The 15,331-nt window shown below is 40.6% G+C and carries 18 protein-coding genes; all 18 read left to right on the top strand.

What is annotated here, in order from left to right; all coding sequences use genetic code 11:
• The first annotated feature begins 10 nt into the window (after nucleotides 1-10).
• The 18 genes from QUD79_RS10830 to tnpB all read left to right on the top strand — a co-directional run bounded on the left by QUD79_RS10830 (nucleotide 11) and on the right by tnpB (nucleotide 15,327).
• Nucleotides 11-3,175 carry an efflux RND transporter permease subunit gene (locus QUD79_RS10830; protein ID WP_184424889.1) on the top strand — a complete coding sequence of 1,055 codons (3,165 nt, stop codon included), beginning with the start codon at nucleotides 11-13 and terminating at the stop codon, nucleotides 3,173-3,175.
• A 53-nt stretch (nucleotides 3,176-3,228) separates the two neighbouring features.
• On the top strand, nucleotides 3,229-3,576 hold the full coding sequence (locus tag QUD79_RS10825) for a copper resistance CopC family protein (RefSeq protein WP_010558032.1): 348 nt from the start codon (nucleotides 3,229-3,231) through the stop codon (nucleotides 3,574-3,576).
• 19 nt (nucleotides 3,577-3,595) lie between these two features.
• On the top strand, nucleotides 3,596-4,483 hold the full coding sequence (locus tag QUD79_RS10820) for a copper resistance D family protein (RefSeq protein WP_024596191.1): 888 nt from the start codon (nucleotides 3,596-3,598) through the stop codon (nucleotides 4,481-4,483).
• Between the two features lie 15 nt (nucleotides 4,484-4,498).
• Nucleotides 4,499-4,969: a YybH family protein gene (locus tag QUD79_RS10815; protein ID WP_008467847.1), complete on the top strand. Its 471-nt coding sequence runs from the start codon at nucleotides 4,499-4,501 to the stop codon at nucleotides 4,967-4,969.
• 27 nt (nucleotides 4,970-4,996) lie between these two features.
• Nucleotides 4,997-6,820 (top strand): copper resistance system multicopper oxidase, encoded by a 1,824-nt coding sequence (locus QUD79_RS10810; RefSeq protein ID WP_058405792.1) that lies wholly within the window; start codon nucleotides 4,997-4,999, stop codon nucleotides 6,818-6,820.
• Nucleotides 6,817-7,677, top strand: coding sequence for a copper resistance protein B (locus tag QUD79_RS10805; protein WP_182724336.1), 861 nt, complete (start codon nucleotides 6,817-6,819; stop codon nucleotides 7,675-7,677). Before QUD79_RS10810 ends, QUD79_RS10805 begins: the two co-directional genes overlap by 4 nt.
• Nucleotides 7,678-8,329: 652 nt before the next feature.
• Nucleotides 8,330-8,752 (top strand): hypothetical protein, encoded by a 423-nt coding sequence (locus tag QUD79_RS10795; protein ID WP_004589264.1) that lies wholly within the window; start codon nucleotides 8,330-8,332, stop codon nucleotides 8,750-8,752.
• 306 nt (nucleotides 8,753-9,058) lie between these two features.
• Nucleotides 9,059-9,472 (top strand): MerR family transcriptional regulator, encoded by a 414-nt coding sequence (locus QUD79_RS10790; protein ID WP_184424891.1) that lies wholly within the window; start codon nucleotides 9,059-9,061, stop codon nucleotides 9,470-9,472.
• A 101-nt stretch (nucleotides 9,473-9,573) separates the two neighbouring features.
• Complete coding sequence (locus QUD79_RS10785; RefSeq protein WP_184424893.1) at nucleotides 9,574-11,817, top strand: heavy metal translocating P-type ATPase; 2,244 nt, start codon at nucleotides 9,574-9,576, stop codon at nucleotides 11,815-11,817.
• 24 nt (nucleotides 11,818-11,841) lie between these two features.
• Entirely contained in the window at nucleotides 11,842-12,195 is a 354-nt protein-coding gene (locus QUD79_RS10780) for a cupredoxin domain-containing protein (RefSeq protein WP_029773135.1), read from the top strand.
• Nucleotides 12,196-12,203: 8 nt separating this feature from the next.
• Entirely contained in the window at nucleotides 12,204-12,557 is a 354-nt protein-coding gene (locus tag QUD79_RS10775; protein WP_184424895.1) for a P-II family nitrogen regulator, read from the top strand.
• Nucleotides 12,547-12,882, top strand: coding sequence for a DUF2933 domain-containing protein (locus tag QUD79_RS10770; protein WP_058405795.1), 336 nt, complete (start codon nucleotides 12,547-12,549; stop codon nucleotides 12,880-12,882). The genes QUD79_RS10775 and QUD79_RS10770 overlap by 11 nt, the downstream gene beginning before the upstream one ends.
• Entirely contained in the window at nucleotides 12,875-13,540 is a 666-nt protein-coding gene (locus tag QUD79_RS10765) for a methyltransferase family protein (protein ID WP_184424896.1), read from the top strand. Before QUD79_RS10770 ends, QUD79_RS10765 begins: the two co-directional genes overlap by 8 nt.
• The gene (locus QUD79_RS10760; protein WP_184424898.1) at nucleotides 13,524-13,946 is read left to right on the top strand and encodes a hypothetical protein; all 423 of its coding nucleotides are present in this window, start codon (nucleotides 13,524-13,526) and stop codon (nucleotides 13,944-13,946) included. Before QUD79_RS10765 ends, QUD79_RS10760 begins: the two co-directional genes overlap by 17 nt.
• Nucleotides 13,947-13,956: 10 nt before the next feature.
• Entirely contained in the window at nucleotides 13,957-14,328 is a 372-nt protein-coding gene (locus QUD79_RS10755) for a cation transporter (RefSeq protein ID WP_184424900.1), read from the top strand.
• 44 nt (nucleotides 14,329-14,372) lie between these two features.
• Nucleotides 14,373-14,600, top strand: a complete 228-nt coding sequence (locus tag QUD79_RS10750; RefSeq protein WP_246454993.1) for a hypothetical protein — start codon at nucleotides 14,373-14,375, stop codon at nucleotides 14,598-14,600.
• A gap of 77 nt (nucleotides 14,601-14,677) precedes the next feature.
• On the top strand, nucleotides 14,678-14,980 hold the full coding sequence (gene tnpA, locus QUD79_RS10745; protein WP_184423956.1) for an IS66 family insertion sequence element accessory protein TnpA: 303 nt from the start codon (nucleotides 14,678-14,680) through the stop codon (nucleotides 14,978-14,980).
• A complete protein-coding gene (tnpB, locus tag QUD79_RS10740; protein WP_286287996.1) occupies nucleotides 14,977-15,327 on the top strand; it encodes an IS66 family insertion sequence element accessory protein TnpB in 351 nt (116 codons plus the stop codon). The genes tnpA and tnpB overlap by 4 nt, the downstream gene beginning before the upstream one ends.
• Nucleotides 15,328-15,331 lie beyond the last annotated feature (4 nt).

Here is a 15,331-nt window from a genome sequence, read left to right as displayed (position 1 = left end):
GAGAAAAATAATGATTGAATCAATTATTAGATGGTCTATCGGCAATCGTTTCTTTGTTTTGTTGATTACCTTAATTATCGCGTTTGGTGGTTTGTATTCATTACAAAAAACACCAGTAGATGCACTCCCCGATCTTTCTGATGTGCAGGTGATAATTAAGACGAGCTATCCGGGACAGGCACCACAAGTAGTGCAGGATCAAGTGACATTTCCTCTTACTACAGCGATGTTATCAGTGCCGGGGGCGCAAACTGTTCGTGGTTACTCATTTTTTGGTGATTCCTACGTCTACATTATTTTTGATGATGATACTGATTTGTATTGGGCTAGAAGCAGAGTACTTGAATACTTAAGCCAAGTAGCATCAAGCCTGCCTGATTCGGCAAAACCTCAATTAGGACCTGATGCAACAGGTGTGGGTTGGGTATACATTTACGCTTTAACAGATAAGTCTGGAAACCATGATCTAAGCCAATTAAGAAGCATTCAAGACTGGTTCTTAAAGTATGAACTACAAACTGTTCCGGGCGTGTCCGAAGTTGCCGCCGTTGGTGGTATGGTTAAGCAGTATCAAGTGCAAGTAGATCCTGATAAATTGAGAGCTTACGATATTCCTCTAAGTTTAATACAAATAGCCTTACAAAAAGGGAACAAAGAAACTGGCGCATCCGTTGTGGAAATGGCTGAAGCTGAATATATGGTTACCGCAACGGGGTATATTCAATCAGTTGGAGACATTGAGAAAATTCCACTTGGTATTAACGAACAAGGCACGCCATTGCGTATTGGTGATGTTGCTACCGTTAATTTAGGGCCTCAAATGCGCCGTGGTATCGCAGAGCTAAATGGTGAAGGAGAAGTTGTTGGTGGTGTTGTCGTTATGCGCTTTGGTGAAAACGCTCAACAAACCATAAACGGGGTAAAAGAAAAACTTGAATCGCTTAAATCTTCTCTACCAGAGGGGGTGGAGATTGTCCCTGTTTATGACAGATCGAAGTTAATAGATCGTGCTGTTGATAATCTTTGGAGCAAGTTGCTAGAGGAGCTTGCAGTCGTTGCTATTGTCTGTGTGGCTTTCCTATTTCATCTTCGCTCATCTATTGTGGCAGTTGTTACTCTGCCATTAGGTATCTTGGTGTCGTTCATTATCATGTATATGCAAGGCATCAATGCCAACATTATGTCTTTAGGCGGTATCGCTATTGCGATTGGTGCGATGACTGATGGTGCAATAGTGATGATTGAAAATATGCACAAGCATATGGAGAAAACACCACTAACAGATGAAAATCGCTGGCAAATTGTTGCTAAGGCTGCGAGTGAAGTAGGCCCTGCACTATTTTTTAGCTTACTGATCATTACAGTCTCATTCTTACCTGTATTTATCTTGGAAGCGCAAGAAGGAAGAATGTTCTCTCCGCTCGCCTATACAAAAACCTATGCAATGGCGGCATCAGCAGGTTTGGCGATCACATTGGTGCCTGTTTTGATGGGCTACTTTATTCGAGGCAAAGTTGTTTCTGAAAAGAAAAACCCGTTAAACCGATTATTGATTGCTATCTACATGCCTGTTTTAAAGCAAGTCATGAAGTTTCCAAAATCGACAATAGTAGCAGCAATATTAGTGACTATCGTTGGCTTTTGGCCTGTCGATAAAATTGGTAGTGAATTCATTCCGCCATTGGATGAAGGCGATCTCATGTATATGCCTACTACCTATCCCGGTATTTCAATTGGTAAAGCAAGGGAGTTATTGCAGCAAACAGACAAGCTTATTCGCACTGTGCCAGAAGTTGAAACTGTATTTGGTAAAGTAGGAAGAGCTGAAACTGCAACCGATCCTGCACCTTTAACCATGATTGAAACCTTTATTCAATTGAAGCCACAAGAGCAGTGGCGAGAGGGTGTGACTACTGAATCGTTAAAAGCTGAGTTTGATAAATTGGTTAAGTTTCCGGGCTTAACGAATGCTTGGGTTATGCCAATCAAGACCCGAATCGACATGTTAGCAACAGGCATAAAAACGCCTGTGGGTATTAAAGTCGCCGGACCAGAGCTTGATGTGATTCAGGAAATCGGCCAACAAATAGAGCAAATTTTACCCGAAGTTACAGGCACAGCATCAGTTTACTCAGAGCGAGTTGCAGGTGGACGATATATCAAGGTTGATATTTCACGCGATAAGGCAAGTCGCTTTGGGTTAAACATCGAAGATGTTCAACAAGTGGTTTCTACAGCTATTGGTGGTATGAACGTTACCCAAACGGTAGAAGGTCAAGAGCGTTACCCTGTTAACTTACGCTATCCGCAAGACTATCGAGACTCTCCTGAGCAGCTATCACGATTACCTGTTGTAACACCAAGTGGTCAACGCATTGCACTAGGTGATGTCGCAGATATTCGAGTTGAGAACGGTCCGCCGGGAATTAAGAGTGAAAATGCTCGTTTAAATGGCTGGACGTTTATCGATATAGACGGTGTTGACGTAGGTACTTATGTTGAAAGTGCAAAAATACACTTGGCTAATAATCTAAAACTACCAGCAGGTTATTCAATTACTTGGGCTGGGCAATACGAATATATGGAAAGAGCGAAAGAAAAGCTCACCTATGTATTGCCTTTAACACTCGCCATTATTGTTATTCTACTTTACTTAAACTTCAGAGCGTTTAGTGAGGTGGCTATCATTATCGTTACCTTGCCGATGGCGATGATTGGTGGCTTATGGTTGATGTATCTGGAAGGGTTTAACTTCTCTGTGGCTGTTGGCGTGGGCTTTATTGCTCTAGCTGGGGTAGCGGTTGAGATTGGTGTGATAATGTTGGTCTATCTCAATCAGGCACTTGCTGAGCTTAAGGAAAAAGCTGAAGAGCGAGCTGAACCTATCTCTGATGATGCATATCAAGATGCATTATTGCACGGTGCAGGCTTACGAGTTCGTCCAGTAATGATGACAGTTGCAACAATCATTATCGGCTTGATGCCCATTTTATATGGTACAGGAACAGGTTCGGAGATTATGAGTCGTATTGCTGCACCTATGGTAGGCGGAATGACAAGTGCTGTGCTACTCACTCTTATTGTGCTCCCAGTAATTTACTCAATCGTTAAAAAGCCAGAATTAAACGCCTTTAACAAGGAGCTTTCTAAGGCGGAGCTAAAAAGTAATGCTTAGCGAAGTTAAGAAACCATAAATAGCAATTTCAATAAACTAAAATAGAGGTAAATATGAAAAAACTAATTAAATTTTTAACCGTAATCAGTGTCGTTTTTAGTAGTGCGGTATTTGCGCATGTGCATCTTGAAAAAAGTGTGCCTGCTGATAATGCAATGCTAATGAATCCTCCAGAAGAGTTAACTTTGGTGTTCACCAAAGAGGTACGGGTTGTAAAAGTTTCATTGGCCAATAAACAAGGCGAAGAATTTAAATTTGGATTCGAGCCTTCTAAAGTCGCTACTAGCAAATTTACATGGAAACTACCTAAATTAGCTCCTGCAAACTATGCTGTGGATGTAACCTTCTTAGGTAACGATGGTCATAAAATGAAACATAGCTTCGGCTTTATGGTTCACTAAAATAGGCGGTGTGATTGATATGGAAATGTATATCTGGAATACAGTCATTGTACTGTCAAAAATTGTATTTTACGTCGGCTTTGCCTGTATTGCAGGTTATACATTTTTCAGGCAAATATTTGAGAATAATGAATCTCATACTAATGCTGTAATAGCGAATTTAACGTGGACAAGAACTTATATAGTTATGGCTTTGATCGCTAATATTACTTGGTTCTTTGCCAGTACTGGTGCAATGGCAGAAGAGGGAATTCAGGGGGCGATAGACGCTGATATATTGGCTATTATGTGGGACTCCTCTGTCGGCACTGGAGCTTTGCTTCGAGCGCTTGGGCTAGTTACCGCAATAATCGCTTTAGCTTTAAGGTTCAAACTCGCTGTGAACTCGTACTTAAAACAAAGCGCTTTAATGTTGAGTTTATTAATCCTTGCATACTCATTCACGTTACTGGGTCATATTTCTGAGTTAGGCACAATTGAAAAAGGCTTGCTTATTTTGCATGTGCTCGTTATGGCATGGTGGTTTGGGGCGTTATTGCCACTAAAACAGGCTTGCCATCAGCTAAGTTATGCAGAACTTCATTTGCTGATGGAAAGCTTTGGCAAACAAGCAAGTTTTACATTGAGCCTATTGTTGGTAGCAGGCCTCTGGCTCGTGATTCAATTGGTCGGAAGTCTTGATGCACTAATAAGCTCAAGTTACGGACAAACACTGTTGTTTAAATTGGCCCTTGTAGTGTCTATTTTGGCACTTGCTGCTAAACATAAACTAATACTCGTTCCACAACTTAAAAATAGTCAAGGCAGAGAGGCTTTATCTAAATCTATCTCGATAGAAATGGTAGTAGCTTTTGCCATTTTATCTGTAACGGCTGGGCTTACTAGTGTTGTTGGCCCTGCAAATTAAAACCTAAAAGAGAGAATGAAAATGAAAACAATAAATATATTACTCGTTTTATTAATGACGTTTAGTTTCGCAGCAAACGCTCATGGTGATAAGAACAAAGACAAAGGTTTGTTTAAAGGTATAGATACCCCTGCCGCAAAAGTTGTTTTGGCATTTCATCAAGCACTTGAAACTGGCAATCAAAAACAGGCTAGAGCGCAGTTAGCGGATGATGTCACCATTTTCGAGGGAGGCCGCGTTGAAAGGAGCGCTGATGAATATGCTCATCATCATATGTTGTCGGATATGAAGTATTTAGCAGCGATGAAGAGCGACACACTTGAACATCAAGTGACGATACTTGGAAATACCGCTATCTCTGCGTCGCGTAGTCAAACTACAGGTACTCATAAAGGTGTTGAACGCGATTATCAAGGCATGGAAACGATGGTGCTGGAAAAACAAAATGGTGAATGGAAGATTAAGCACATTCATTGGTCACATTAACTTATTGGTTAAATAACGGAGTACAAAATGAGAATTAAAAGTCCATTACATCAAGTTTCTACGCCACGTAGACGCTTTGTACAAGGTGTAATTGCTGGCGGTGTATTAGCTGCTTTTCCAAGTGTTCTTCATGCAGCTTCATCTTTGATTGCTGGAACTTCAACAGGTACTGCGCCCGAACTAAGTGGAGAAGTAATAGATTTAGTGATAGATGAGTCACCCGTAAACTTCACAGGTGTTGTAAGAATGGCTACAACAATCAATGGCTCAATACCAGCTCCTACCTTGCGCCTCAGAGAAGGTGATGACGTTACTATCAGGGTAACTAATAAATTATCAGTGCCGAGTTCAATTCATTGGCATGGGATCATTCTTCCGTATCAAATGGATGGCGTACCGGGTATTAGCTTTAAAGGTATAATGCCGGGTGAAACCTTTGTTTATAAATTTAAGCTGCAACAAAGCGGCACATATTGGTATCACTCACACAGTGGCTTTCAAGAAATGACAGGTATGTACGGCGCATTAATTATTGAGCCAAGAGAAAAGGATATTATTAGTGCTGACAATGAGCATGTCATCCAATTGTCTGATTGGACTGATGATGACCCAATGGATTTGTTTCGCAAGTTAAAAGTACAGAGCGATGTATTTAACTTTAATCAACCTACTGTTCCAGAGTTTTTTGATGACATTTCAAATAGCAGCGTTTCAAATGCGCTACAACGCCGGGAAATGTGGAATAAAATGAGAATGAACCCTACAGATCTTGCAGACTTATCAGCATCTGCAATGACTTTTTTAATGAATGGTTGTGCGCCTTTGACAAACTGGCGTGGAATGTTTAAAGCTGGCGAAAAGGTTAGGCTTAGATTTATTAACGGTTCTAGCAATACGTTTTTTGATGTAAGAATACCTGAGCTGAAGTTAACAGTTGTACAAGCTGATGGACAAAATGTTGAACCTGTGACAGTAGATGAATTTAGATTTGGTCCCGGTGAAACTTATGATGTACTTGTCGAGCCAAAAAATGATGCATATACGATTTTTGCACAAAGCATGGATCGCTCAGGTTATGCTAAAGGTACTTTATCAATGGCACCTAACGTTGATGCACCAGTACCTTCTTTAGACCCCGTTGAGTGGTTAACGATGACAGATATGATGGGCAATATGACCCATGATAGTGTGCATTCTACAATGGCTGATACGGCAGGTATGTCGGGCATGAATTCTAATAAAATGGATCATAGTGCAATGGGTCATGGAGCGATGGCAATGGATCATAGTAAACATGGAATGACTAAAAACCCATTAGCTGTTGCTAGCACTAAAGTGCGTCATGCAAAAACAGAGTATGGAGCTTCTGTTGATATGCGTGTTGATATGCCTAGAACAAACCTTGATGATCCCGGTATAGGTTTACGTAAAAATGGACGCCGTGTTTTAACACTTGCAGATTTACATTCTCTTGAGGGAATTACAAACCAGCAAGAGCCAGAGGCTGAAATTGAATTACATTTAACTGGAAACATGGAGCGTTATAGCTGGTCATTTGATGGCTTGGAATTTGGAAAAAGCACGCCAGTTCACATGAAGCATAATCAACGTTTAAGAGTTATTTTACAAAACGATACAATGATGACACATCCCATGCACCTGCATGGTATGTGGAGCGATTTGGAGAATGAAAAAGGTGATGTACAGGTTCGTCGCCATACTATCCCTGTACAACCAGCGCAAAGAATTAGTTTTTTAACAACACCTCATGACGTAGGTCGCTGGGCATGGCATTGCCATTTATTATTCCACATGGATGCAGGTATGTTTAGAGAGGTAGTTGTATCATGAAAAAGTTAATACTAACCAATACCTTAAGACTATTATTAATAGGTTTGCCCCTTATAAGTGTATCTGTATCTGCAAAAGATGAGATGACTGAGATGGGTGATCCTAAAATGCAAGCACAAGGTGGAGATGCACCTAAAGATGCTAGAGACCCCCATGCTTATGCAGCAGGTACAACTTTGACTGAAGGCCCTTACGCACTCAGTAGCGACAAACGACTGACTTTGGCAGATGAGCATTCATTTTACGCGCTACTAGGGGATCGTCTTGAATATAATGAGCAAACAAACGCAGGTGTTTTTGACTTTCAGGCATGGTATGGCACTACTTTTGATAGATTAGTCATCAAAACTGAAGGAGATTTTAGCGAAGGTAATTTAGAGGAGAACCAAACAGATTTTCTATGGGGCCACGCAATATCTGCTTATTGGGATACACAAGTCGGTATTCGACTTGATTACAATAACGAAGGTGAAAACCGCAAATGGCTAGCTTTTGGTTTACAAGGTCTAGCCCCCTACTGGTTTGAAATTGATATGACTGCGTATTTAGGAGAGCAAGGTAATAGTGCATTTTCGATCGAAGCTGAGTATGAGCTATTACTTACTCAAAAGTTAATTGTTCAACCACGAGCAGAGTTGACGCTTTACGGTAAGGATGACGTCCAAAATAACCTTGGTAGTGGCTTGTCTAGCAGTGCTATTGGTTTTCGGGTTCGTTATGAGTTTACCCGCCAGTTTGCTCCCTATGTGGGCGTTGAGTGGACAAATAAATTTGGTAATACAGCCGACTTTGCGAAGTTAAATGGGCAAAGTACTCGTGATACTGCTTTTGTTGCAGGTATCAAGTTCTGGCTCTGATATGAAGAAATACTATATTGACTTGATGAGAGCTACCGCAACTATATTGATGGTAGCTTTCGCTTTTTGGGATTTAAACCATTTTAGTTATGTTAGGAAAGGCCTAGCTAATAGTTTTTTTGGAAAGAACTAAGAGCAGTAATAGTAAGCTACTTCTTGTTTTCAGTCGGTGCCAGTCTGGTGTATACCTATCAAGGTGGAATATCAGCTAAGAAGTAAAGTTGGCGAATGGTTAAGGTTAAAGAGTCAAGGCAAAAAACATCGCCATTGAAAGACCTACAATAGGCCATTTTATCATTTTTGATGAACGGGAATTGGATGTGCCCGGGATAGAACCGATTGTTGCAAAGTACAGCGCTTAAAGCTGAACAATTGGAAAAATGATCCCTTACTCAATACCTAATTATGAGCGTAGGGTTTTTATTTCTTTTAATGGTGCTCATGCTTGGCTTCAATCTCATGAGTATAAATTAGACACCCCTTTTATACTTGTGAAGTTTAAGCTGTTTAAAAAAGTAAAAAGTAAAAAGTAAAAAGTAAAAAGTAAAAAGTAAAAAGTAAAAAGTTTAGGTTTTAGTTCAAAGGTTGATCAAGATCATAAAATTATTTTTATAAAGTGGCTAATATTGTAGGTGCTAAAGAAGGAATGATAATGTTTGGACTTTTCAGGTGGTTTAAAATAGTAATAATAACTGTGTTGCTTACGCAGCATGGCTTTGCTATTGCTAAACCAATGAATTGTGAAGAGCATCATAATGGCTCATCCGACACGCATATTATACAACCAAGCAAAAATATGCATCATCAATCAATGATTGACAATAGTCACTATCACACTGAAAATTCGCAAGATTCTAAAAACCGTCATGGTGATGAAGACTGTGAAAAATGTAAAGCTGGTGATTGTGTTTGTTGTGAAGGCGGTTTTTGTACAAGCTTTCATTTAAATGCCTATCTTGTGGAAGCGCAAGACGAAGGTATTTGCAATATTCATTCTGAGCTAATTCTACAGCGTACACCCCTACCAAAATCTGGTATCCATCTCTTACTTTATCGTCCACCAATTATTGGCTAATCACAGGATCAGTGCGTCTTTTTTTCGCCACTCCCATCAAAAATAGAATGACTTATTCATTGATTTAAATAATCAATTGTTTTGAACGATTAGTACGATATTTGGAAAGGCATTATGAAAATGCTCAAGTTATTGCCATTTACAGTAATTAATACTGTCGATTTTGGCCGAGATTCCTCTTTTTACCAAAAATTAGTTTTTAGCTTTTGCATTATTAATCACGAATAATCACTTGACCTGTGTCTTAGACACAGGTCTAAGCTGTAGGTGAGATTACAAACTTAGGTGAAGAACTAAGGAGTGAACATGAAAGTTGCAGAGCTGGCAAAAAGCCTTGGAACGACTGCTGATACGGTGCGCTATTACTCGCGATTGGAACTGTTAAAACCTGCTAAGTCAGTGAACGGCTACAAGTCATACTCGAATAAAGAAGTATCGAGACTTAAATTCATTTTAAGTGCCAGAAACCTTGGTTTTTCTGTTGCAGATATCAAGGAAATTATTAATGAATCTGAAGATGGTAAAAGTGCGTGCCCATTAGTCAGAAGCCTGATCAAAGAGCGGCTTGAAGAAACAGAAAAGCAGTTTCAAGCAATGTTGGCACTTCGAGGAAAAATGTCTTCTGCGCTTTCTCGATGGGAAGAAATGGAAGACAAAGCACCGACTGCAAACATGGTTTGTCATCTCATCGAAAACTTTGAGCAAATTAAAAAAGCATAGGAGGAAAAAGGGTGGCTACTAACACAAATATAAAAACTGAATCAGGCTGTTGCTGTCAGGCAAAAGCTCAATCCTCTTCGTGTAAAAGTAAGGAGAATACGTTGGAGAAAGTATCACATAACCAACAGCTTATCATTGAAGGTGCTGGGTGTGCTAGCTGTGTAGGCAAAATTGAAGGGGCGTTAAAGGCAACTTTTGGTGTAGTCAGTGCGGAAATGAATTTTGCTGATAGGACTGTAATAGTTTCTGGGACAGCTAAAACAGAAGAATTGATCAAAGCTGTTGAATCTGTGGGGTATAACGCGAAGCCAATTGATGATAGCTCTGCAACAGATGCGCTTGACGAGAAAGAAGCGGCTGATTGGGCATATTATAAAAAGCTAATGCGCGATACATTTATTGCCCTTTCACTCGGTGTTCCTTTGATGATCTACAGTATTGTAGTTGGAGAAATGACGGTTGAAACCAACCTTGAACGCATGTCTTGGCTGGTTGTAGGCATTTTAACTTTTGGTGTTATGTATTTTTCAGGTAAGCATTTTTATGTTGGCGCTTGGAAAAGCTTTAAAAATCACTCCGCTAATATGGACACTCTAATAGCTTTAGGAACAGGTACAGCTTGGGTGTATTCGATGGTTGTCGTGTTTGCACCTGACGCCGTTCCATTGATGGCACGGCATGTTTATTTTGAAGCTACCGCCATGATCATTGGCTTAATTGATTTAGGTCTAGCATTAGAAATAAAAGCCAGAGGTAAAACCTCTGAGGCCATTAAACGTCTTATCGGCTTGCAGGCCAAAACGGCAACCGTAGTTCGTGATAACAAAGAGGTTCAGATTGGTATTGAGCAGGTTTTACTGAATGATGTTGTAAAGGTAAAACCGGGCGAAAAAATTCCCGTCGATGGTGTGGTATTGGAAGGCCACACCTCCATTGATGAGTCCATGCTGACAGGCGAACCCATGCCTGTTGAAAAAGCTGAAGAAGATGAGGTTGTCGCTGGTACTTTGAACAAATCAGGCATGATTTTATTTAGAGCGACACGCGTTGGTAAAGACACGGCGCTTGCACAGATCATCAATATGGTGAAACGAGCACAAAATTCAAAACCGCCGATTGGCCGCTTGGCCGATGTTATTTCAGCTTTTTTCGTGCCTGTAGTGATGATCATCTCTGTGTTAAGTGCGCTAGCATGGCTTAACTTTGGACCTGAGCCAGCAGTCGCTTTTGCCATCGTATCAGCAACCACCGTACTTATTATTGCCTGCCCGTGTGCTTTGGGCCTAGCAACTCCTATGTCTGTCATGGTCGGAGTAGGAAAAGCAGCAGAAGCTGGCGTGCTTATTCGAAACGGTGAAGCACTGCAAAACGCCTCTAAAATCACTGCCATGATTTTAGATAAAACGGGCACTATTACTGAAGGGGCACCTAAGGTAACCGATATTGTTTTAGCAAAAGCTACTGACGAAAAAGACGTACTACAGCTTGCAGCAAGTTTAGAAAGCGGCTCAGAGCACCCTTTAGCGCAAGCGATTGTTGAAAGTGCATTAGATAAGGATATTGAGTTACTAAAAATTGAAGCCTTTAACGCCATCACGGGTTTTGGTGTAGAAGCAAACTGCAACAATAAAGCCCTGCTTTTCGGTAACGATAAACTAATGAAGTTAAAAGGCATAGACCTCACTGGCTTTGTTGGAAAAGCCCAGTCTTTAGCAAAAGAAGCTAAAACACCTATGTATTTTGCTGTTGATGGTGAGCTTGCCGCAATAATTGCTGTTGCAGATCCAATCAAGTCTGACTCAATCTCTGCTATCCAACGTCTTCAGGCCAATGGTATACGCGTCATCATGCTAACGGGGGATAACAAGGAAACCGCTGCCACTGTTGCCAAAAAAGCGGGCATTAGCGAGTTTTTTGCTGAAGTGCTGCCAGAAGACAAAGCCAACAAGGTGAAAGAGCTACAAGGCAGTGGCGAAATCGTTGGTATGACAGGTGATGGCATCAACGATGCTCCGGCGCTAGCGTTAGCTGATGTTGGTTTTGCTATAGGCACAGGTACAGACGTTGCGATTGAAAGCGCGGATATTACCCTGATGCGTGGTTCACTTCATGGCCTTGCTGATGCCATCGCGGTAAGCAAAGCGACTTTACGAAATATCAAACAAAACTTGTTTGGCGCGTTTGTCTATAACGTAGCCGGGATTCCTTTTGCTGCGGGGGTTCTATACCCCTTCTTTGGCATTCTGCTTAGCCCTGTAATTGCTGGTGCTGCAATGGCGTTTTCGTCATTGACCGTAGTGTCAAATGCAAATCGACTTCGCTTTTTTAAAGCCCAAAACTTATAGAAAGTAAGCATTAGGAGAATCACAATGATGATAATTAACTTATTAGGCTTAGTGTTAATTGCAATGATTGTTTGGTGGTTTTGGCTATACAAACCCAATAAAACAATTGTTCAAGATAGTGAAGTACTCATTGAAGTGAGGGATGGTGTGTATTCACCATCCTCAATTCAAGTGTCTGCTAGCCAGCCTGTCACTCTGAAGTTTATGCGCAAAGATCAATCACCCTGCGCTGAAACAATGCTTATTCCATCATTGGAGATAAGTGAGCAGCTTAAATTAAATGAAATTACTCAAATTACCTTATTGAACTTATCACCGGGAGAGCATGAGTTTCATTGTCAGATGCAAATGTATCGCGGTGTCTTAAAGGTCGTTTAGGAGTGCTTATGAACATGAAAAAAGTGACAGCCATTTTTGATGAAATGGTGTTAACACGAGTAGAAGAGGCACTACTTTCACATGGCTATAAAGGCTTTACCCTACATAAAGCAACTGGCAGAGGCGCATATGCTGATACCTACAATAGAAATCACTTATCAGCACATATAGTAATGACAATTTATGTTGCCTTCGACGATGCCGAACATGTTGCTGAAGTTTTGCTTGATGCAGCGCATACCAACGTTGAAGGAGAAGGATTAGTTAGCGTCTCTCCTGTGGATAACCTCTACTGGATAAATTCTAAGTCTGAAGCTTTAGCGGAAGATTTACGGTCAATAGGAGGCCAACATGAAAAATGAGCACCCTAAATTTTGGTTTACACCCACAGGTTGGGCTGCATTGGTGCTTATTGCCGCAGCCACCTATTTTTTAATCTTTGAACATGGACAACATGTTCTGCAATTTCTTCCCTATTTAATTTTGCTGTTATGTCCTTTGATGCATGTATTTATGCATGGCAGTCACGGCAAACATGGTCACGATCATTCACATGCGCCTGATGACAAAAAGGAAGAGAGCTTTCAAGAACTCACGGATAAAAATGAAGCCTATCGCGATGGCTACATACAAGGGTTAGAAGAAGGACGCAAGGAATTGCATAAGAAGGAGAACAGTGATGAATGAGACATATGATTATGGCTTATGGTCAATGGTGATACTGAATTCAGCAATTTTTATCTTTTTTGCCTTTAGTTTTGTAAAACCAAAAACATCAACTGATTGGCGAAGCCTAGGAGCGTTCTCCGCCTTTATTGTCGCTCTATTTACTGAAATGTATGGCTTTCCTTTAACTATCTATTTTTTGTCTGGATGGTTAACTGAAAATTACCCAGAAGTTAACTTCTTTGCGCATGAAAATGGGCACTTATTACATACTTTCTTTGGTTTGGAAGGTGATGCCCATTGGGACCCATTTCATATAGCGAGTATGGTGTTTATTGTGGCAGGTTTCTTTATGTTGTCTTCAGCATGGAACGTATTGCATCACGCGCAAAAACACCATCAATTGGCTACTACAGGATGGTACGCGAGGTGTCGTCACCCACAGTACGTAGCTTTCATTCTAATCATGTTCGGCTTCTTATTGCAGTGGCCGACCATCCCAACACTTGCGATGTTTCCAATCTTAGTCGTTGTTTACGTCAAGCTAGCGAAACGCGAAGAGACACAAGCTATTGCCGAGTTTGGTTCGGAGTACCATAGCTATATGGAATCGACACCAAGTTGGATTCCAAATTTTAATAAGAACATAGAAGGTAAAAATCATGAAAATGTTAGGTAAATCAATTTTATTTGTCAGCTCACTATTGGCGGCCACAAGCTTATTTGCTCAAAACAATGAGAATAAACATGAAGGTGCGAACAAATCGGATATGCATCAAGGCATGGCAATGTCGCATGAGAACATGGGAAAAATGCATTCAAAAATGATGGAAATGAAAAAGGAAGTCCATGCCATTAAAGCTGAAAAAGATCCTGAAAAGCAAAAGCAGATGATGGCTGAACATCACCGCTCAATGATGAAGATGATGCAATCCATGCACAAAAACATGGAAGCAATGCCAATGCATAAGCAAATCAAGATGGCTGAACATCATCTGGAAATGATGGAAAACATGATGCCACAAATGAAATACAAAATGGCAGAAATGAAAGACAAAAAACAACAACACTCGCACTCACATTAGGAGATAAAATATGAGCGATTTAGATCATAGAGTTGGCGTTAGAGAGCAGAATTTAGTTGTTCGAAATTTAAGACTAAGTAATGTCACAGAAGAAAACTGTGACGAGTTAGTAAAATCAATTGATCAGCTTTTTGGTATAGATGAAGTCAGTTACAACATCAAAGAAGGTGAAATACACCTAGCATATGATGCGGCAAATATAAACCTTGATGGGATTGAGGAAGTTATTCGCAAACATAATGCCGATGTTCATGACGATTGGTGGACGCACACTAAAGAAAGCTACTACAAATTCGTTGATCAGAATGTCAAAGACAACGCTGCTCATAAACCGTGGAGTTGTCACAAAGTTCCTCCGGGTGCAAGCCGGAAAAATAAGTAAGCTTCCAAAGAGCTTGCTCAGTTAATAAGTTAGATGAGGAAAAAATGATGAAAACATCCAATATGAAAATTCTTTTGCTTGTTGTATTCGGTATCTTTTTAGCAGGCTGTTCGAATACTGCGTTTTATCACAAAAATATGATGAGGGGCCAAGTGGTTGAGCAGTCTACTGATCGAACTCTGATTTGTATTGGTGCCAAACATGGTGCAGAGGTTGGACAAAAATACAGTGTTATTAGATTCCATGAGGAAATTGCGCCGGGTGAAGGGTAAGCGTCGGTTAAACCACACCTTTTCAATAATCGCCAAACTAAATCAACTCCTCAATAATTTACTATTGAGGATATATCATGACCCGAAGAACGTTAGATGATTGGACGAAACTTATTGAACAACAAGCCCAAAGTGGCTTATCTATTCTTGCTTTTTGTAGGCAACACCTGATACCTACGTCAAATTTTTATAAATACCGACATAAAATTGAACACCTCAATCAAACATCGGGTTTTGTAAAAGCTAAGGTAGCAACAAAGGTAACAACTCAACCTGCCGATGCAACAATACACATAGTCTTTGGCGACACAAGGTTAACGCTACCTCATCATTGCGAACCAACATGGTTAGCTGAACTTATTAAAGCGTTACACGCATGAAGATGTTTGTTGATGTGCCTGATGTCTATTTACACCGCCAGTTTGTCGACTTTCGCAAATCCATTAATGGTTTATCGGCTTTGCTCGATAGTGAGCTGCAATTACCCGTGCTCTCTGGGGCTTTGTTTGTGTTTTGTAATAAAGGTCGCGATAAATTAAAAATTTTGTATTGGGATCAGACGGGTTTTGCGCTGTGGTATAAACGCCTTGAGCGAGATAAATTTAAGTGGCCAACAAGGTTAACTGAATCGACCATGGAGCTCACCGAGCAGCAATTACATTGGCTGTTATCTGGCTTTGATGTGGTGGGCCATCAAGCGATGAGCCTCGATAATTTGTCCTTATAACCTG

Source organism: Thalassotalea piscium, assembly GCF_030295935.1.
GTDB classification, from domain to species: domain Bacteria; phylum Pseudomonadota; class Gammaproteobacteria; order Enterobacterales; family Alteromonadaceae; genus Thalassotalea_B; species Thalassotalea_B piscium.
Note: the sequence above shows the minus strand (reverse complement) of the source record. Positions and strands in the feature narration are given on the sequence as shown.